The following is an 18,178-nucleotide window of genomic DNA, read 5'->3' as shown; positions in this document are numbered from 1 at the left end:
GCGGGTAGGCGTAATCGCTAACAATGGGGAATGTGATGTTAGATCCAAAACAAATCACTGCTGTTATTTTAGCCGGTGGCGAAGGCCGCCGCATGCAAGGGGCCGATAAGGGACTGCTTGGTTTATGGGATAAACCCTTGGTAGCACATGTGCTGAAACGCCTGACCCCACAGGTTGCCACCGTTATCATCAACGCCAATCGCAATCAGCAACACTATCGGCAATATGCTCCCGTGATCAGCGACAGCCTGGCTGGATTTGCCGGCCCCTTGGCCGGGTTTGAAGCCGGTTTGAGCCACGCCCCCAGCGAATGGGTCTTGTTTGTACCCTGCGACAGCCCCCTGGTGCCCACGGATTTGGCCGAGCGCCTGTGCGCCGCCATTAGTCACCCGGGACAAATTGCCGTGGTTGACGATGGCAGCCGCCTGCATGCCGCCACTGCCCTGCTGCATCAGTCACTACTGCCATCACTCAATGATTACCTGGAAGGCGGCGATCGTAAATTACAGCTGTGGTTTGCCCGGCATGAGGTGCTTACCGTGGATTTCAGCGACCAGGCCGAAGCCTTTACCAACCTGAATACGCCAGAGGCGTTGGCGCAGTTAGAAAAAACCGGTGAAGAGTGAAGTGTAAAGGGTAAGGAGGACGAGATAACACTAAATCGCTTGGTGCGACTTCACCCTCACAATCAAAAAAGGACGCCGAGGCGTCCTTTTTACTTGCTGGCGACAGCAGTATTAAGGCGATTAACCTTTGTACTTGCTGAACACCAGGCTGGCGTTGGTGCCGCCAAAACCAAAGCTGTTGGACATCACTGTGTCCAGTTCGGCTTCTTTATACTCGGTCACGATAGGCAGGTTCTTGGCCTTTTCGTCCAGCTCGGTAATGTTGATGCTGGGCGCAATAAAACCGTGCTCCATCATCAGCAGGGAATACACGGCTTCGTGTACGCCGGCCGCACCCAGCGCATGACCGGTCATGGCCTTGGTGGCGGAGATGAAAGGCGCGTTATCACCAAACAAGTTGTTGATGGCTTCCAGCTCTTTTACATCGCCTACCGGGGTAGAAGTACCGTGGGTGTTGATGTATTGCACAGGTGCCGGAGCAGTGGCCATGGCCTGTTGCATGCAGCGTACTGCGCCTTCGCCAGACGGAGCCACCATGTCGTAGCCGTCTGAAGTCGCGCCGTAGCCGGTAATTTCGGCGTAGATTTTAGCACCACGCTTCAAGGCATGCTCCAGCTCTTCAACCACCACCATGCCGCCACCGCCAGAGATGACAAAGCCGTCACGGCCGGCATCATAGGTACGGGAGGCCAGCTCTGGTGTGTCGTTGTACTTGCTGGACAACGCGCCCATGGCGTCAAACTGCAGTGCCAGCGTCCAATCCACTTCTTCGCCGCCACCGGCGAAAACGATGTCTTGCTTGCCCAGCTGAATTTGCTCAAGGGCATGGCCAATGCAGTGCGCAGAAGTGGCACAGGCCGAGCTGATAGTGTAGTTGATACCCTTGATTTTGAATGGGGTAGCCAGACACGCAGAGGTGGTCGACGACATGGTACGAGGCACCATGTAAGGACCCACGCGGCGTACGCCTTTTTCGCGCAGAATATCGCACGCTTCAATCTGGTTCTTGGATGACGCACCGCCCGAGCCGGCAACCAGGCCAGTACGCTCGTTGGACACCATAGACTCATCCAAGCCAGCATCGGCAATCGCCTGCTCCATGGAAAGATAGGCGAAAGCGGCGGCATCACCCATAAAGCGCATCACTTTACGATCAATATGTTCGGACGGAACCATGTTGATGTTCCCCCAAACATTACTGCGCAACTTATGATCAGCAAACTGCTGGGAAAAGCTAATACCGGAGCGGCCAGCTTTAAGTGAGGCCAAAACCTCTTCCTGATTGTTACCAATGCTGGACACCACACCGATACCGGTAATGACTGCTCTTCTCATCTATCCTTCCTACTGTATTGATTTAGCGCCAATTCTAACCATAAAAAATGGTCAAAGTGGTCTGCTTTCACATAAAATAGCCGCTTTTACGGCCCCGGAGGTTCAGTGTCACCCCACTTCATTACAACCGCGCGTCTGGACTGGAATGACCAGGGCACGCCGGTCGCCGCTGCGTTCGACGATGTCTATTTTTCCAACGACGATGGTCTGGCCGAAAGCCGCTATGTGTTTCTCGGCCAAAATGGCCTGCCTGACCGCTGGTCACAACACGATCGCCCGCTGTTTGTGGTGGCCGAAACCGGCTTTGGCACCGGCCTGAACATGCTGGCCACCTGGCAAGCCTTTATAGACTATCGTCGGCAACATCCGCAAGGTAACACCCAGCGCCTGCACCTGATCAGCGTAGAAAAATTTCCACTCACCCGCGCCGATCTAAAGCAGGCTCTGAGCCAATGGCCAGAGCTTAGCACTTTAAGCGAACGTTTGTTAGCTGAATATCCTGTTGCCGTACCCGGCTGCCACAGGTTGTGGCTGGACGACAATGTGAGCCTGGATCTCTGGCTGGGCGACGTGGCCGAGGTGCTGGTACAGATGGAAACCGGCCTGTCAGGCAAGGTGGATGCCTGGTATCTGGACGGCTTTGCTCCCAGCAAAAATCCCGAGATGTGGACTCCCGAGTTGTTTCAACAACTGGCGCGCCTGGCGCGTAATGGCGCCACCCTGTCGACCTTTACGGCGGCCGGTTTCGTACGTCGTGGTCTGAATGAAGCTGGTTTTAAGGTGTCACGAGTCAAAGGCTTTGGCCGCAAGCGCGAAATGCTGGCAGGAATGCGCAGTTGTGAGCAACGCGCCCCCTACCCGACGCCCTGGTATTGGCGCCAGCCGGGTCGTACTGGCCATACGGTTATAGTGGGTGCGGGCATTGCCGGAGCCACCCTGGCCCATGCGCTAACCCGCCGTGGCCAGCGTGTAACCCTGCTGGAGCAGAATGACGCACCCGCCCAGGGGGCCTCCGGTAATCGTCAGGCGGCGATATATCCCTTGCTCAATGGCGACCATGACACCCTGAGCCAGTTTTTTTTACAGGCCTTTTTATACGGTCGCCGCATGCTGCCAGCCCTGGCCAATCGCCATCGGGTGCATCATGACTGGTGTGGTGTGGTCCAGCTGGCCTATAACGACAAAAGCAGCGCCAAAATCGACAAGCTGCTGGCCAGCTCCTTGACACCCGGTTTGCTGCAGCCGCTAACCGCAGAACAGGTTAATGCGCGCACCGGTATTACCGTCGATTTGCCCGGCATTGAATATCCGTTGGGAGGCTGGATTTGTCCGTTTGAATTAACCGCCGCCCTGCTTGAAGAAGCACAACAAACCGGCTTGCTGCATTGTCGGTATCAAACAAACGTCATGGCGTTGCATCCACAGGATAACCAGTGGCACCTTGAAACCCCGAACGAGGTAATCGTGGCCGACAATGTGGTGTTGGCTAATGGCCATCAAATGACGTCCTGGCCACAAACCCAGTCTCTGGCATTGTCGCCGGTTCGCGGCCAGGTGAACTATCAAGCCACCAGCCCCACCGTCAGCCCACTGAAAACCGTGATTTGCTACGAAGGCTATTTAACACCCGCCTGGCAAGGCAGTCACTGCATTGGCGCCAGTTATGGTCGCAGGCAAACCGCGCTGGATTACAGAGAGCAAGACGAACAGGAAAATCTTAACAAGTTGCTGCGCACCTTGCCGGCGCTTGACGATATGACGCCACAGGCAGGTGCTGGAAGAGTCAGTGTGCGCGCAGCCTGCCGTGATCACTTACCTCTGGTGGGAAGCGCCCCCGACAAGACCGAACAGTTGGCGCAATATCATCAAATGCCGCGCCGTCACCGTGAAGCCTTGCCGTTGCCGGCAGATCATGCGGGTTTGTATGTGCTGTCGGGGTTGGGGTCGCGTGGCCTGTGCTCAGCCCCCTTGCTGGCAGAGTTGATTGCGGCACAGTTGCTGGATGAGCCCTATCCCTTGTCGCAGACGCAGCTGGCCGCCTTGAATCCCAACCGCCACTGGGTAAGAAAACTACTGAAAGGAAAGCCGGTAGAATAAGCTCGGTTGGCCGTAAACGTTATTCGGGGCGAATAAGACCCAGGTGACGTCCGTAGTCGTTTTGTTGCTGAAAGTCTCTTAACAGGGTGCGGGCAATATCCAGCTGATGATAACCCACATTGTCCGCCACCTGCTGCAAATGCTCACAGCTCGGTTGTGGTGCAATACTGAATAACGACTGTTCGAGCCATTCGGCAGACAACAAGGCGCGCTCACGCACCAACCGCTCGTAACCGGTTAATGCCAGACGGTAGTTTTGCCAGGCCGGCGTTTGCGGCCACTCAAGGGGCTCGGTCACGGTGGCGGTCAGCGACACCAGCACCTGGGAGGGCTGACAGCCAGCCTCGGTTTGCTCACCCGATAGCTGCCAGGATAACCGGTAATCCACATCGGCCAGGCTGGGCACGAGGGCGCTGGAGCCATAAATATCCACGGTTTGGCGCGCTTTAAGCACCATTTCATTGGCCATGGCAGGCATCGCCAGCAAGACTATCAAGGCAAACCCAAGCTGTTTCACAATAGCTCTCCGAAATCATATTTGCGCCAGCATCCCATCATTATAGGCGGCAGACCGCATCATTATAAGTAGCTGGTGGCACCAAGTCATTTGAGTCTAAACTTATTTGCTCGGGTTAAGCAGCAAAAAATGCAGTAAAAGCGACAGATGGCCTGACATCCGTCTTTGGCCTCTATATAGTGCAGCACATTGTTAATTGGTTGGAGCGCTGCATGATCACAGCCTACACCCTGGATGGTAAATCTCTCCATATTCAGCTACTCAACCTGGAGAGTGCCGTCCCTCCCAATACCTTGTGGCTGGATATTCACAAACCAGACGAGCAAGAACAGCTGTGGATGAAGCAGCTGTTTGTAGAAGAATTACCAGAGCTCGACGAGCTGGACGACATTGAAGCCTCGGCCCGTTTTTATCGTGATAAAGACGGCCTGCACATACATTCTCTGTTTCCGCAGCGCATGGGCAAAGAAATAGACGGCATCAACGTGCTGTTTACCCTGCGCAAAGACATGCTGATCAGTTTTCGGGAAGATGATCTGGGGCTGATGCGTCTGCTGCGCCACTATATGCGCCACGACCGCCTCGAGGCTAGCAATGCCACCGAGCTGCTGCTGGAAATTTTTCAGCTTAAAATCGAATATATTTCCGACCTCATCGAAGACGGCTACAAAACCCTGGAAGAAACCGCCAAGCAGGTACTGCACGTTAATGACTTGCGCACCACCATGTCGGAGCTGATGCTGCAGGAAGACGGTAACGGTCACATTCGACTGGCGCTGTACGATACGCGACGGGCACTGCGTTTTATCAAACGTGCTTTACGTCAGGTATCGGACGACGAGCAACGCCGCTGGATTGACGAGATGCTGTACGACATTGAATCTCTGCTGCCACATACCCAGTTCTTGTTCGACAAGATAAACTTTCAGCTGGAAGCGGCCATGGGTTTTACCAGCCTGGAGCAGAGCAAGGTGATCAAAATCTTCTCGGTCGCCGCCGTGGTGTTTCTTCCTCCTACCCTGATCGCCAGCATTTATGGAATGAACTTTGAAATCATGCCCGAACTCGGTTTTGATTATGGTTATCCCATGTCGCTGGTGATGATGCTGATGTCGGCCTGTGGCACCTATTATTTCTTTAAACGCAAAGGCTGGTTGTAACTCAAGGAGAGTGCTATGTGGAAAAAACGGATACTGGCCAGTATGGCCGTATTAGTTCTTAGCGGTTGTGACAACAATGAAGTGGGTGATGTTTCTCTGGGCCTGTTCACCACCAAAGACATTAAAATAGAAGTGCTGACCGACCCGCTGGTGCCCGGCGTCACCTGTCACATGTCGAACGTGGTCGCCAACCTGAACCTGGCCGATCCGTCTGATATGTCGATTAGCTGCCGGCAAACCGGCGAGATCACACCGGCCATGATCGCTGGCATCGATCGCTCGAAAAGTGGCGATATCGTATTCAAGAAATCAAAAAGCATTTTCTTGAAAAGCCTGAAAATACGTCGCATCTATGATGAACAGAGCCAGTCTTTGCTGTATCTGGCCTACAGTACCAAGGAAACCAGCGGCAGCTACAAGCACGCCATGTCTACGGTGCCCTTGTGGGGAACCCTGGCATATCGGCAGCCCGGGGAATCCAGTGCCGTCTCTTCGGAATAATGAAACCTGTGTCGAGTAGCACTTTGTGCGCTGGCACTGGCTGAGACCCACTGGGTAGGCGTGAAGTTTGAAGATTGCCTCTTTAAGCACTGTGATTTTTCAGCAACAGCCTGTTTATGCGTACCAAGCTGCAAGGCGTCGACTTTACCGACGCCTCTGACTTCAACATAAATATGTTGGAAAACACAAAAGAGGGGTCCCGATTTTCCCGCCTTGAGGCCTTGAGCCTGCTGTACAGCCTCAACATAGAGCTGGTTGACTGAACTAAAGTATACGCCTTACGCTGCACGCTATCGGTAAAGAAGACGGTGCTTATCTTTTACTGACGGCGTACAGCGGTGCTTTAACTGCGGATCAGTTGTTCGCGCAGCGCATGAATGCGGTCGCGGGTGGCGGCTGCCAGTTCAAACTCCAGATTCTGGGCCTGCGTCACCATGAGTTTTTCCAGCTCGGTGATCTGTTTATCCAGCTCTTTGGCCGTGGGCAGGTGCTCGGGTAGCGCCGTTTTGTCTTTGGCACGCTTGGAGCCAATGCGTTTGGTGCCGTCCAGATCCAGTACATCGGTCACCGCCTTGGTCAGCCCTTTGGGCGTGATGCCGTGCTGCTGGTTAAACTCCTGCTGCAGTTCCCGTCGACGCTCGGTTTCGCCAATGGCCGCGGCCATGGAGCGGGTGACCTTGTCGGCATATAAAATGGCCTTGCCATTGAGGTTACGCGCGGCGCGACCTATGGTCTGAATAAGCGAACGCTCCGAACGCAAGAAGCCTTCTTTATCGGCATCCAGAATCGCCACCAACGACACCTCAGGCATATCCAACCCTTCGCGCAGCAAGTTAATGCCCACCAGCACGTCGAATACCCCCAACCGCAGATCCCGGATGATCTCCATGCGCTCTACAGTGTCGATATCCGAGTGCAGATAGCGCACCTTAAGGCCATGATCGGTTAAATATTCCGACAAGTCTTCGGCCATGCGCTTGGTTAAGGTGGTCACCAATACCCGCTCGTTCACCGCAATCCGCAGTCTGGCCTCCGACAACACATCGTCAACCTGGGTGGCCACCGGGCGCACCTCGATGACAGGGTCAAGCAGGCCTGTAGGACGCACTACCTGCTGGGCCACATCATCACCGGACTTATCCAACTCGTAAGGCCCTGGGGTGGCCGACACAAACACGGTTTGCGGCATCAAGGCTTCAAATTCCTCAAAGCGCATCGGCCGGTTGTCCAGTGCCGAAGGCAGACGAAAACCATATTCCACCAGGGTTTCCTTGCGCGAACGGTCGCCTTTATACATGCCGCCGATTTGCGGCACCGTCACATGGGATTCATCGATGATCAGCAGGCCGTCGCCCGGTAAATAGTCGAACAGCGTGGGTGGTGCCTCGCCTTCGCCACGCCCGGATAAATAGCGCGAATAGTTTTCTATACCCGAGCAATAGCCCAACTCCTGGATCATTTCGATATCAAACTGGGTACGCTGGCTGATGCGTTGCTCTTCCAACAGTTTATTGGCCGACAGCAACTGCGCCTTGCGCTCCTGCAGCTCGACCTTGATATGCTCGACGGCATCCAGCAGCTTTTCACGCGGGGTGACGTAATGGGTTTTAGGATAGATGGTAAAGCGCGCCAGCGTTTGCGATACCCCACCGGTCAGGGGATCAAACAGGCTGAGGCGTTCTATTTCGTCATCGAATAATTCTACCCGCAGCGCCTGGTTGTCGGACTCGGCCGGAAAAATGTCGATCACTTCGCCGCGCACTCGAAAGGTACCGCGCTGAAAGCCCGCATCGTTACGGGTATATTGTAGCTCGGCCAGGCGGCGCAGCATATCGCGCTGGTTAAGCACGTCGCCGGTACGCAAATGCAGCATCATGCTCAAGTAAGACTGGGGATCGCCCAAACCGTAAATGGCCGACACCGAAGCCACAATGATCACGTCGCGCCGCTCCATCAACGCCTTGGTGGCCGACAGGCGCATTTGCTCGATATGATCGTTGATGGAGGCGTCTTTCTCAATAAAGGTATCCGTGGTCGGCACATAAGCTTCGGGCTGATAGTAATCGTAATAAGACACAAAATACTCAACCGAGTTATGAGGAAAATACTCCTTCATCTCGCCATACAGCTGGGCGGCCAGTGTTTTATTGGGCGCCAGTATCATGGTGGGCCGGTTCAGGGTGTTAATCACATTGGCCATGGTAAAGGTTTTGCCCGAGCCGGTGACTCCCAGCAAGGTTTGATGCGCCAGACCCGCATCTATCCCCTCCAGCAGCTGGGCAATCGCCGTTGGCTGATCGCCACCGGGCTCATAGCCGCTGACCAGTTGGAAGTCTTTGCTCATTTTTCAGTCTCCTTTCGTCTCTATCGCCAGTTTACCCCCTGTGAAGCAGTTAAATTAAGCAAAAACTGCCTCAATCGCCCTAAGGACTAAAAATTTGATTTTATCCTTGACCCCTTATGTCGAGCTGCGTATCATCTGCGGCCTCTTCACGAGATTCCCCCTTAGTTCAGTTGGTAGAACGCCGGACTGTTAATCCGTATGTCGCTGGTTCAAGTCCAGCAGGGGGAGCCAATTTAGTTCTATATCTTCAGAGTTATCCACTCCCTCTCTCTTGCTTTAACATAAAAACCCACATTTTGTGCTTTTACTCTAAGTATCGTTATTATCGGTTAGATAATAAACGATAATTTGCTGTGCCTTTTTTAAGCTTCTGATTTTAAAACATTTATTTTTTGGTCAAAAAATTACCGACTTATCTGAGAAGCCTGCCACTACTGGCTTTGCACGGGTTGTGGAGAGGTAACCCACAACCTTATCCACAGAAATAGTGGATAAGTCGTGCCAAGCCTGACTCCAGCTGGCTCGGCGGCATTGTGTATAACCTTCCGCCTTTTCATCCGGTAAAAAAATTGACTTGACTATCAGCCAAAACAACATGCTGTTTAGCTGCACTTACGATGAATTTACAATTAACTGATGAGTTACAGCCAGATCAAGCTGACTTTAGTGCTCTTTTCATCGAGTTGAACCACCATATGCTATGAAGTAATAAAAAAATAAAGGTACTGTGCTTTCTACAACCATCTCTTACGCAACTTTGTTATTGATCCGGCGAAATATGGTAGGCTTGCGGCACTTTATGACGAGAATGTTGCCATGCGTTTAGTCCCCTTTACCCATGCCGCCCAAGTCTGCCACTGGGCAGCCCATTACATTGCCAAGCGGATCACTGCATTTGCTCCCACGGCCGAGCGCCCTTTCGTACTTGGCCTGCCTACCGGCAGTACACCTCTGGCCACCTATCAGGAGCTGATCCGTTTGCATCAGGCAGGCTCGCTGAGCTTTCGCCACGTGGTCACCTTCAATATGGATGAATACATAGGCCTGCCTGCCACTCACCCGCACAGCTATCATCACTTTATGCATGAGCATTTCTTTCAGCATATCGATATTTTGCCGGGCAACATTCATATCCCCAACGGCAATGCCGCCGATATCCATGTTGAATGTCGGCAATATGAAGACGCGATTCGTGAGTGCGGCGGCATTCATCTGTTTATGGGCGGCGTGGGCAGCAATGGGCATATTGCCTTCAACGAGCCGATGACGGCGTTTGACTCCCGTACCCAGGTTGCTACCCTCACCGACATCACTCGGCAGGACAACTCGCGCTTTTTTGATAATGACTTGTCCGAGGTGCCCACTCACGCCATTACCGTTGGGCTGGGCACCTTGCTGGACGCAAAAGAAGTGATGCTGTTGGTCACCGGTAAGCACAAGGCTCAGGCGCTGCGGGCAGCCGTTGAAGGCGAGATCTCGCCGCTGTGGCCCATTTCCTGTTTGAGACTGCATCAACGCAGCATGATAGTGTGCGACCACGCCGCTACAACTGCCCTTAAGCAGATCCCGGATGTTCACGATATCCCGGTCGCCGTCTAATCATCTGAACGAGAGAGGCTGCTCGTGTTTGCATTAACCGAATGTCAGATTTTCAATGGTGAACAATGGCTGCATGACCATGCGGTCATCATCAACCGTGACCGCGTCTGTGCCATCACTCCGCTCGCCAGCCTTGCCCCTGAACTGCCTTGCCATGCCCTGAATGGTGCCCTGCTAAGCGCCGGTTTTATTGACCTGCAATTAAATGGCTGCGGTGGCGTCATGTTCAACAGCGACATCAGCGAGGCGACGCTGGCGACCATGCAACGCACTAACCTGGCCTCCGGCACCACCAGCTTTTTGCCGACCTTGATCACCTCGCCCGACGCAGATATGAAACGGGCCGTGGCCGTGACGCAAGCCTACATGGCAAAACATGCCCATCAGGTATTGGGGCTGCATCTGGAAGGCCCTTATACCAATATCAAGCGTAAAGGCATTCATCCGGGCCAACAGATCCGCGTCTTGGACGAGCCCATGCTGGCGTTTTTGTGCCAGCATGCCAACGTGATTGCCAAAATCACTCTGGCACCCGAATGTAATCATTTACAGCACATTCGTCGCTTGAAGGCGGCGGGCATCATGGTCGCCCTGGGACACACAGCGGCCAGTTATGATGAAGCCATGCAAGGCATTGCCGCCGGTATAGGCTTTGCGACTCATCTTTACAATGCCATGACGCCCACCGGCAACGGCCGAGAACCCGGGGTGGTCGGCGCCATATACGACAGCCCAGATATTTATGCCGGTATTATTGCCGATGGGGTTCATGTACACGACGCCAACATACGTCTGGCGCACAAGGTACTGGGTGCACGGCTGTGCTTGGTCACCGACGCCACGGCCGCCGCCGGTGCCGGCCCCGAACTGACGCAGTTCAACTTTTGCGGTACCCGTGTGCTGATACAAAACGGCCAATGCGTAGATGAGCAAGGCACTCTGGGCGGCTCGTCTCTGACCATGATTGCCGGCGTACGCAATCTGGTTGAACGTATCGGCCTGCCGCTATCGGAAGCGCTGCGCATGGCCAGCCTGTATCCGGCACGAGCCATGGGTAAAGATCAGGAGCTGGGCTCGATTGCCGTGGGCAAAGTCGCCAATTTAGTGGTATTGAACGAAGATTTAACCGTTAGAAACACCTTGGTAAACGGTCAATTCAGTGAGTAGCAAAACCCTCATCTTAATCATGCGAACAGGTTAGCGTTATGAATAAACTGGTATACAGCACAGACCCCGATTGGCAAGACTCTCAAGCTTCCGCCCCTGGGCAAGACAGCCTGTTTCCCGACGACGGCGTTGTCAGGCTGCGCCGCGAAACCAAGGGCCGCAAGGGTGCCGGAGTCATTTGTATTTATGGCGTGCCCGGCCAGGACGTAGGCGCGCTCGCCAAACAGCTGAAAAAGCAGCTGGGCACCGGCGGCGCCATCAAGAAAGGGGTGATCGAGATCCAGGGCGATCGCCTGGCACAGGTGCAAGCTCTGCTCGTCAAGGCCGGACTCAAGGTAAAGCAGGTGGGAGGCTGACTTCCCTGGCGCTCAGAGTATTGCCGACGCTAACACTCTACAGCTTGCAGTAACTCAATCGCGGTATTCTGGATCTGTTCCAGCAACGCTTGCTGTGCCGCCACCGGCGCTTCTCCGGCCCGGCGTAACACGTAGAGCGTAACGCCGAGCCTGGGCTCCAACGGGCGCACTTGTATATCGCCCGAAGGGCCCATCAAGGCAGTAAAAGGGTCCACCAATGCCAGGCCCTGCCCTGCCGCCACCATCTGGCGCGCCAATTGATAGGTTTGTACCCGCGTCATCATGTTCACCGCAGGCTTCAGTTCCTGTAAATGGCTGTTCAGCAAGGCGCCCAGGCCATCTCGGCCATCCAGCCCTATCAGGCTGAGACCGGCCAGACATTGCAGGCGCAATGGGCGATGGCTGTCGGTCTCGGGCCACCAGCCGGCAGGAGCGATCGCCATCAAGCGGCTCTCCGCCAACGCCTCAACCTGCAAACTGGGGTGCTCGACCCGTGTCAGTGTCAGGCCGATGTCCGCATCCTGCAGCAGCAAGGCCTGTATCATTTCGCGGGTATGCTGAGTGGCCAGCTCGCACTCGGTGTCGGTATACTGTAACCGCCATTGTCCCAGCGCTTTGGGTAACACGCTTTGTGCCAGCGTAGGCGTGCATATCAAACGCAGTCGAGTGGCGTTGGCACGACGCAGGTTGGCAGCCAGGCGCCGCAGGTTTTGCAAGTCTGACGAAAGTTGCTCGGTGGGGGCTTGCAACATCAAGGCTTCGGCTGTGGGCTGCAACTTGCCGCGCACACGATGAAACAGGGCAAATCCCAACTGCTGTTCGGCATGCTGCAAACTCTTGCTGACGGCCGGTTGTGAAATATGCAATAGCTCGGCCGCCGCCGTTAAACTGCCGGTTTGTAAAATGGCTTGAAACAACTCGATATGACGTAATCGCATTCACTCTCTCCTGACACAGGTATAACCTGTGGTTATACCTGTGTCTTATCTTTTCATTGTTCGTTTGACACCACAATACCTATGCTGAGGCCATTGCGTTTTACAGGAGACCGGCATGCGCGTCGCGATTATTGGCGGTGGGGTCATTGGCTTGACCACCGCCTTTGCACTGATTAATAAAGGCCATCAAGTAGACTTGTTCGAACAGCATGACGCCGTGGGCATGGCCACCAGTTTTGCCAATGGCGGCCAGCTCAGCTATCGCTATGTGTCTCCGTTGGCCGATGCCGGCGTGCCCTGGCAAGCGCTGGGCTGGATGTTCAAAAAAGACTCACCACTTCGCTTTCGACCCCGGATGAGCATAAGTCAATGGCACTGGTGTCTGGACTTTTTGCTCGCCTGTCGTGCCAGCGTCAATCAGACCAATACCGCCCATTTATTACGTCTGGCACTGCACAGTCAGGCGGTGCTGCATGACTGGCAGGCGCGCTTTGGGCTAAAAGACTTTGCCTGGCGCGCCAATGGCAAGCTGGTGATTTATCGCGATGGCAGCCATTTCAGCCATGCCGCCAGTAAAATAACCGAGCCCTCTTCCCAGAAAGTGCTGACGGCCCGACAGTGTGTCAATGCCGAGCCATCCCTGGTCGATCTGGCGCCACAGTTACAGGGCGGCATCTTTTCTGCTGGTGATGAAGTGGGTGACTGCCATTTGTTTTGTCGGCAACTGTTGCAGCAGCTGAATGCCCATCCGCATTTCAGGTTGCACACCAGCACGAGCGTGCAAAAACTGGTGGTAGAAAACGGACAGGTGCGCGGGTTGGTACTGAATAATGACGAAGTGGCTGTCGATCATCTGGTGGTGGCTGCCGGCATGGGCAGCCTGGGCCTGTTGAACTCGGTGGGAGTCAAGGTGCCGCTGTATCCGTTAAAGGGCTATAGCCTGACCTTACCGGTTCAGGACAACGCCAGTGTGCCGCAGACCAATGTTACCGATTACGATCGTAAAATTGTCTATGCGCGCCTCGGTGAGCAGTTACGCGTGGCCGCCATGGTCGATATTGGCAATGCCAGCACCGAACTGGATGCCGGTAGAATTGCCTCGCTGCGCCAACAGGCTCAAGCCAGCTTTCCCAGAGCGGGGGATTATCAACAGGCTGAAGCCTGGGCGGGACTAAGACCCACCACTCCACAGGGCACTCCTTTACTGGGCAAAAGCGGCATCAAGAATCTGTGGCTCAATCTCGGCCATGGCAGCCTAGGGTTCACCCTGGCCTGTGGCAGTGCTGCCAGCCTGGCAAATGTGATCGATAATGAGCCATCCGAGATTGCATTAACCGGTTTACAGCTGTCCGACTGATTATTTTTATGCGCGCCGTCTCGGTTACCAACATTTTATTAGCAAAAGGATCAGGATTACATTAACGTATTCGGCTCATATGACTACACATTAAACAATGTTTGGTACATAGATGCAGTGTCGATGTTATTTGGAAAATAACCCAAAGAGATGAATGGAGAATCATAACATGATCAAGCTAATGACTGGCGCCATGACCGCCCTGTTGCTGAGCACTCAAGTAAGTGCAGAAGCCCGTTATGTGACCATAGGAACCGGTGGACAGACCGGGGTTTATTATACTGCGGGACAATCCGTGTGCCGTTTCCTTAATCGCGGTGCCGAAGAGCATGACATCAAGTGTAATGCACCTTCATCGGCGGGTAGCGTAGGCAACATCGTTGCCCTGCAAAATAAAGATTATGACTTTGGTTTTATTCAATCGGATCACCAGTTCAAGGCCCTGGAGGGTCAGGCACCTTTCGATGAAAAGCCGGTAAAAAACCTGCGTGCCGTGTTCTCGTTGCAAAGCGAAATACTGACGGTAGTGGTGCGTAACGACAGCAATATCGACACTCTGGAAGACCTGAAAGGCAAGCGCGTCAACATTGGCGTTCCCGGCTCTGGCAGCCGCGATACCTTTGAAGAGCTGATGAAAGCCAACGACTGGGATAAGGAGACCTTCTCCCTGGCCGCCGAACTCAAGCCTGCCGAAATGGCCGCCGCATTGGGCGATAACAACCTGGATGCCATCACCTATGTGGTCGGTCACCCCAGCGGCGCCATTCAAGAAGCGCTGACGACCGCCGATGCCAAGCTGATCCCGGTCACAGGCCCAGGCGTCGACAAACTGCTGGAACAAGCCAGCTACTTTACTCGTGCCGATATTCCTGCCGGTTTATACCCGGGTGTTGATAAGCCGATTCCTTCCATGGGCGGCAAAGCGGTGCTGGCAACCACCGAAGAAACCGACCCTGAAGTGGTATATCAGCTGGTTAAATCGGTATTTGATAACCTGGATCGCTTCAAGCGCCTGCACCCGGCGTTTGCCGACCTGAAAGCCGAAGACATGATCAGTGCCGGTATTACCGCACCACTGCATGAAGGCGCCAAGCGTTACTACAAAGAGAAAGGCTGGTTATAACAGTCTGCTACCTTCAGTAGAGACAATGAGATAATCGCTATCAGGCTTTCTGCCTAACTGATGTATTCTTATCATAAACCAAACCTCTTCTGTTTCATCAGAAGAGGTTTGGTCTTCTCTATTGCAACACCAGGATAGGATACACCCTATGTCAGAAAAAAAACTCTCCGTAGAAGAGCTGATTGCCCAGGATGTGGGTGCGCGGACTCCCAGTGGCGTTATCGCCAGGGTGAGCGCGGGCCTGGCTCTGCTATGGTCCCTGTTCCAGCTCTGGATTGCTTCGCCCCTCCCCTTCCTGCTGGGTGTGGGCGTGCTCAACAGTACGGAAACCCGCTCCATTCATTTAGCCTTTGCCCTGATGCTGGCTTTTTTGGTGTTTCCGGCCTTTAAATCGTCCCCCCGCGATCGCGTTCCCTTCATCGATATTGCCCTTGGCTTGATTGCTGCAGCCAGTGCGGCCTATCTGTTTATTTTTTATCAGGAACTGTCGCAGCGTCCTGGTAGTTTAACCACCGCCGATCTTGTTACCGCCTGCGTGGGTATTACGCTGTTGCTGGAGGCGACGCGTCGTGCCCTGGGCCCCCCGCTGGCCATTATTGCCCTGGTCTTTCTGGCCTACAGCCTGGCCGGCCCTTATATGCCGAGCCTGTTGGCGCACCGCGGCGTTACCTTCAGCGCGCTGGCCAATCACCAGTGGATTACCACCGAAGGCGTGTTTGGCATAGCGCTGGGCGTATCGACCAGCTTTGTATTCCTGTTTGTACTGTTTGGCGCCCTGCTGGAACGCGCCGGTGCCGGCCATTACTTTATTCAGCTGGCCTTCAGCTTGCTGGGTCATTTGCGCGGTGGCCCGGCCAAGGCCGCCGTGGTCGCCTCCGGTCTGACCGGCATGATCTCGGGTTCATCCATTGCCAACGTAGTCACCACGGGCACCTTTACCATTCCCATGATGAAGCGCACCGGATTTTCTGCCGAAAAGGCCGGCGCCGTTGAAGTGGCCTCGTCGGTTAACGGCCAGATCATGCCGCCGGTGATGGGGGCCGCCGCTTTCTTGATGGTTGAGTACATCGGCATGCCCTATGTAGAAATCATCAAGCATGCCTTCTTGCCGGCCGCCATTTCTTACATTGCCTTGCTCTATATTGTGCACCTGGAGTCGCTTAAATTGGGTTTACAGCCCATAGGCGGCCATCAGCCCAAGCCGTGGCTGCGTCGCCTGACCGGCTTTGCCTTCGGCGCGGCCCTGATCAGTGGCTTGTCACTGGCGGTTTATTACGGACTGGGCTGGCTAAAACCCGTGCTGGGCGACTACGTGCTGGAAGGCGTAGGCGTACTGTTGGCGATTGCCTACCTGGGGTTGTTGAAAGTAGCCGCCAGCGTAGCACCGCTGCCACCGGAAGACCCCAATGCGCCGCTCGACTCACTGCCCCAAACCCGTGCCGTACTTTTGTCTGGCCTGCATTTCCTGCTGCCGGTCGTGGTACTGGTCTGGTGCTTGATGGTAGAACGTTTATCACCCGGCTTGTCTGCCTTCTGGGGCAGCATGATGCTGGTGTTTATTCTGCTCACCCAACGCCCGCTACTGAGCTGGATGCGTACCGACGGTCAACATGATCATGGCACCTTCATAGACGGTCTGGTCGACTTGCGTGAAGGCTTGCTGGCCGGTGCCCGCAACATGATTGGTATCGGTATTGCCACCGCCGCCGCCGGCCTGATTGTAGGTGCGGTCTCGCAAACCGGGGTCGGTCTGGTATTGGCCGATCTGGTTGAGTTGCTGTCGATGGGCAATTTATTGCTGATGCTGGTACTGATTGCCGTGTTCAGCCTCATTCTGGGCATGGGCTTGCCCACTACCGCCAACTACATAGTGGTGTCCAGCCTGCTGGCGCCTGTGGTGGTCACCCTGGGCCAGCAAAACGGCCTGATAGTGCCACTGATCGCCGTACACCTGTTTGTGTTCTACTTTGGCATTATGGCAGACGTCACGCCGCCGGTGGGCCTGGCGTCGTTTGCCGCCGCGGCCGTGTCCAAGGGCGATCCGATAAAAACCGGTCTTACCGCGTTTTATTACAGCCTGCGTACCGCCGCCCTGCCTTTCCTGTTCATCTTCAACACCGACTTGCTGCTGATTGATGTGGGTTTCTGGCATGGCATAGTGATCTTTATCATTTCCACCGCCGCCATGCTGATCTTCGCCGCCGGTACCCAGGGCTTCTTCCTGGTACGCAGTCGCTGGTATGAAGGAGTCTTGTTGCTGTTGGTGGCCTTTACCTTGTTCCGCCCAGGGTTCTGGATGGATATGCTGCACGACCCTTATCGTGACGTCGCACCGACCCAGCTGGAGCAGGTAATAGGCGATGTGGATGCAGAAAGCCAGCTGCGCCTGCGCATCAAGGGAATAGATGCGGTAGGTGAGACACAGGAGTTCAGCATGCTACTGCCGGTTCCGGCAGGTGACAGCGGTGCCGAACGTCTGCAAAAGCTGGGCCTGACGCTGTATGAAGAAGATGGCAAGGTATTGATCGACAGCGTGGCTTTCAACAGCCTGGCTGCCGATGCGGGACTCGACTTTGACCAGGAAATCGTGCTGGTCAGAGCCCCCACCGAACGCTGGCTTAAAGAGCTGATGTGGTTCCCCGGCTTCCTGATACTGGCATTGGTGGTATGGCTGCAACGCCGCCGCCAGCCAGCTGAAGGGATCAAACCGCCGCTCACCGCGACCAGCTGATACAGATAAACCGTGAACAAAAAGCCCCGGCCTCACCGCCGGGGCTTTTTTTGGTGCCGTTAACGTCGTGATACAGACAGCAGTAAACAAAAAATATGCGTCTGTGATACTTCGTAAAGATTGTGATCGCAGGAGTCATACCAAACAGATTAAATAGCAGATCTATTTTCTTGCTCTATAAAAGTCGGACCAAGGGCCTCCTCCACCGACACGCTGCAGGCACATATATGGACACCTCGCTTTCTGCAAGTGGGGTTTCTGTTATTTTGGGTAATCAGGATAAAACTGCATACGTATATTCGGCCTGTTTTGATGAGCAAATTTTGT

The 18,178-nt window shown here is 54.5% G+C and carries 15 protein-coding genes and 1 tRNA gene; 12 read left to right on the top strand and 4 right to left on the bottom strand.

The window, feature by feature from the left end; all coding sequences use genetic code 11:
• The first annotated feature begins 35 nt into the window (after window positions 1–35).
• Window positions 36–626 carry a molybdenum cofactor guanylyltransferase MobA gene (gene mobA / locus IEW52_RS10490; RefSeq protein WP_188630027.1) on the top strand — a complete coding sequence of 197 codons (591 nt, stop codon included), beginning with the start codon at window positions 36–38 and terminating at the stop codon, window positions 624–626.
• Between the two features lie 120 nt (window positions 627–746).
• On the opposite strand, the gene fabB is transcribed toward mobA, so the two are convergent.
• Window positions 747–1,961 (bottom strand): beta-ketoacyl-ACP synthase I, encoded by a 1,215-nt coding sequence (fabB, locus tag IEW52_RS10485; RefSeq protein WP_188630026.1) that lies wholly within the window; start codon window positions 1,959–1,961, stop codon window positions 747–749.
• A gap of 105 nt (window positions 1,962–2,066) precedes the next feature.
• On the opposite strand from fabB, the gene mnmC reads away from it, so the two are divergent.
• Window positions 2,067–4,058 carry a bifunctional tRNA (5-methylaminomethyl-2-thiouridine)(34)-methyltransferase MnmC2/FAD-dependent 5-carboxymethylaminomethyl-2-thiouridine(34) oxidoreductase MnmC1 gene (gene mnmC / locus IEW52_RS10480; RefSeq protein ID WP_188630025.1) on the top strand — a complete coding sequence of 664 codons (1,992 nt, stop codon included), beginning with the start codon at window positions 2,067–2,069 and terminating at the stop codon, window positions 4,056–4,058.
• A gap of 19 nt (window positions 4,059–4,077) precedes the next feature.
• Here mnmC and IEW52_RS10475 read toward each other — a convergent pair whose 3' ends face one another.
• A complete protein-coding gene (locus tag IEW52_RS10475; RefSeq protein ID WP_229667896.1) occupies window positions 4,078–4,575 on the bottom strand; it encodes a DUF922 domain-containing protein in 498 nt (165 codons plus the stop codon).
• Between the two features lie 212 nt (window positions 4,576–4,787).
• Here IEW52_RS10475 and corA point away from each other — a divergent pair, with 212 nt between their 5' ends.
• The 3 genes from corA (at window position 4,788) to IEW52_RS10460 (ending at window position 6,499) form a co-directional block, all read left to right on the top strand.
• Window positions 4,788–5,735: a magnesium/cobalt transporter CorA gene (gene corA, locus IEW52_RS10470; RefSeq protein ID WP_188630024.1), complete on the top strand. Its 948-nt coding sequence runs from the start codon at window positions 4,788–4,790 to the stop codon at window positions 5,733–5,735.
• Between the two features lie 15 nt (window positions 5,736–5,750).
• Window positions 5,751–6,236 carry a CreA family protein gene (locus IEW52_RS10465; RefSeq protein WP_188630023.1) on the top strand — a complete coding sequence of 162 codons (486 nt, stop codon included), beginning with the start codon at window positions 5,751–5,753 and terminating at the stop codon, window positions 6,234–6,236.
• A gap of 116 nt (window positions 6,237–6,352) precedes the next feature.
• Window positions 6,353–6,499, top strand: coding sequence for a hypothetical protein (locus tag IEW52_RS10460; RefSeq protein ID WP_188630022.1), 147 nt, complete (start codon window positions 6,353–6,355; stop codon window positions 6,497–6,499).
• Between the two features lie 80 nt (window positions 6,500–6,579).
• On the opposite strand, the gene uvrB is transcribed toward IEW52_RS10460, so the two are convergent.
• Window positions 6,580–8,580: an excinuclease ABC subunit UvrB gene (uvrB, locus tag IEW52_RS10455; protein WP_188630021.1), complete on the bottom strand. Its 2,001-nt coding sequence runs from the start codon at window positions 8,578–8,580 to the stop codon at window positions 6,580–6,582.
• A 155-nt stretch (window positions 8,581–8,735) separates the two neighbouring features.
• On the opposite strand from uvrB, the gene IEW52_RS10450 reads away from it, so the two are divergent.
• The 4 genes from IEW52_RS10450 (at window position 8,736) to IEW52_RS10435 (ending at window position 11,702) form a co-directional block, all read left to right on the top strand.
• A tRNA-Asn gene (locus tag IEW52_RS10450) sits at window positions 8,736–8,811 on the top strand.
• 585 nt (window positions 8,812–9,396) lie between these two features.
• A complete protein-coding gene (gene nagB, locus IEW52_RS10445) occupies window positions 9,397–10,179 on the top strand; it encodes a glucosamine-6-phosphate deaminase (protein ID WP_188630020.1) in 783 nt (260 codons plus the stop codon).
• 24 nt (window positions 10,180–10,203) lie between these two features.
• Entirely contained in the window at window positions 10,204–11,346 is a 1,143-nt protein-coding gene (nagA, locus tag IEW52_RS10440) for an N-acetylglucosamine-6-phosphate deacetylase (RefSeq protein WP_188630019.1), read from the top strand.
• Window positions 11,347–11,384: 38 nt separating this feature from the next.
• On the top strand, window positions 11,385–11,702 hold the full coding sequence (locus IEW52_RS10435; RefSeq protein ID WP_188630018.1) for a translation initiation factor: 318 nt from the start codon (window positions 11,385–11,387) through the stop codon (window positions 11,700–11,702).
• A 29-nt stretch (window positions 11,703–11,731) separates the two neighbouring features.
• On the opposite strand, the gene IEW52_RS10430 is transcribed toward IEW52_RS10435, so the two are convergent.
• Window positions 11,732–12,640 carry a LysR family transcriptional regulator gene (locus IEW52_RS10430; protein ID WP_188630017.1) on the bottom strand — a complete coding sequence of 303 codons (909 nt, stop codon included), beginning with the start codon at window positions 12,638–12,640 and terminating at the stop codon, window positions 11,732–11,734.
• A gap of 115 nt (window positions 12,641–12,755) precedes the next feature.
• On the opposite strand from IEW52_RS10430, the gene IEW52_RS10425 reads away from it, so the two are divergent.
• From IEW52_RS10425 to IEW52_RS10415, 3 genes are all read left to right on the top strand, one after another.
• On the top strand, window positions 12,756–13,997 hold the full coding sequence (locus tag IEW52_RS10425) for a D-amino acid dehydrogenase (protein WP_188630016.1): 1,242 nt from the start codon (window positions 12,756–12,758) through the stop codon (window positions 13,995–13,997).
• Window positions 13,998–14,151: 154 nt separating this feature from the next.
• Complete coding sequence (locus tag IEW52_RS10420; RefSeq protein ID WP_188630015.1) at window positions 14,152–15,120, top strand: TAXI family TRAP transporter solute-binding subunit; 969 nt, start codon at window positions 14,152–14,154, stop codon at window positions 15,118–15,120.
• Between the two features lie 148 nt (window positions 15,121–15,268).
• Window positions 15,269–17,851, top strand: a complete 2,583-nt coding sequence (locus IEW52_RS10415) for a TRAP transporter permease (protein WP_188630014.1) — start codon at window positions 15,269–15,271, stop codon at window positions 17,849–17,851.
• The last annotated feature ends 327 nt before the right edge of the window (window positions 17,852–18,178 follow it).

This window comes from Oceanisphaera marina, from assembly GCF_014643915.1.
GTDB lineage: Bacteria > Pseudomonadota > Gammaproteobacteria > Enterobacterales > Aeromonadaceae > Oceanimonas > Oceanimonas marina.
The sequence above is the reverse complement of the archived record's forward strand: the minus strand, read 5'-3'. Positions and strand labels throughout refer to the sequence as shown.

Excerpts from the sequence above, each read along its gene's own strand:
- mobA (WP_188630027.1), top strand. The coding sequence starts at position 36 with ATGTTAGATCCAAAACAAATCACTGCTGTTATTTTAGCCGGTGGCGAA.
- fabB (WP_188630026.1), bottom strand. The coding sequence starts at position 1,961 with ATGAGAAGAGCAGTCATTACCGGTATCGGTGTGGTGTCCAGCATTGGT.
- corA (WP_188630024.1), top strand. The coding sequence starts at position 4,788 with ATGATCACAGCCTACACCCTGGATGGTAAATCTCTCCATATTCAGCTA.
- IEW52_RS10465 (WP_188630023.1), top strand. The coding sequence starts at position 5,751 with ATGTGGAAAAAACGGATACTGGCCAGTATGGCCGTATTAGTTCTTAGC.
- IEW52_RS10460 (WP_188630022.1), top strand. The coding sequence starts at position 6,353 with ATGCGTACCAAGCTGCAAGGCGTCGACTTTACCGACGCCTCTGACTTC.
- uvrB (WP_188630021.1), bottom strand. The coding sequence starts at position 8,580 with ATGAGCAAAGACTTCCAACTGGTCAGCGGCTATGAGCCCGGTGGCGAT.
- nagB (WP_188630020.1), top strand. The coding sequence starts at position 9,397 with ATGCGTTTAGTCCCCTTTACCCATGCCGCCCAAGTCTGCCACTGGGCA.
- IEW52_RS10435 (WP_188630018.1), top strand. The coding sequence starts at position 11,385 with ATGAATAAACTGGTATACAGCACAGACCCCGATTGGCAAGACTCTCAA.
- IEW52_RS10430 (WP_188630017.1), bottom strand. The coding sequence starts at position 12,640 with ATGCGATTACGTCATATCGAGTTGTTTCAAGCCATTTTACAAACCGGC.
- IEW52_RS10425 (WP_188630016.1), top strand. The coding sequence starts at position 12,756 with ATGCGCGTCGCGATTATTGGCGGTGGGGTCATTGGCTTGACCACCGCC.
- IEW52_RS10420 (WP_188630015.1), top strand. The coding sequence starts at position 14,152 with ATGGAGAATCATAACATGATCAAGCTAATGACTGGCGCCATGACCGCC.
- IEW52_RS10415 (WP_188630014.1), top strand. The coding sequence starts at position 15,269 with ATGTCAGAAAAAAAACTCTCCGTAGAAGAGCTGATTGCCCAGGATGTG.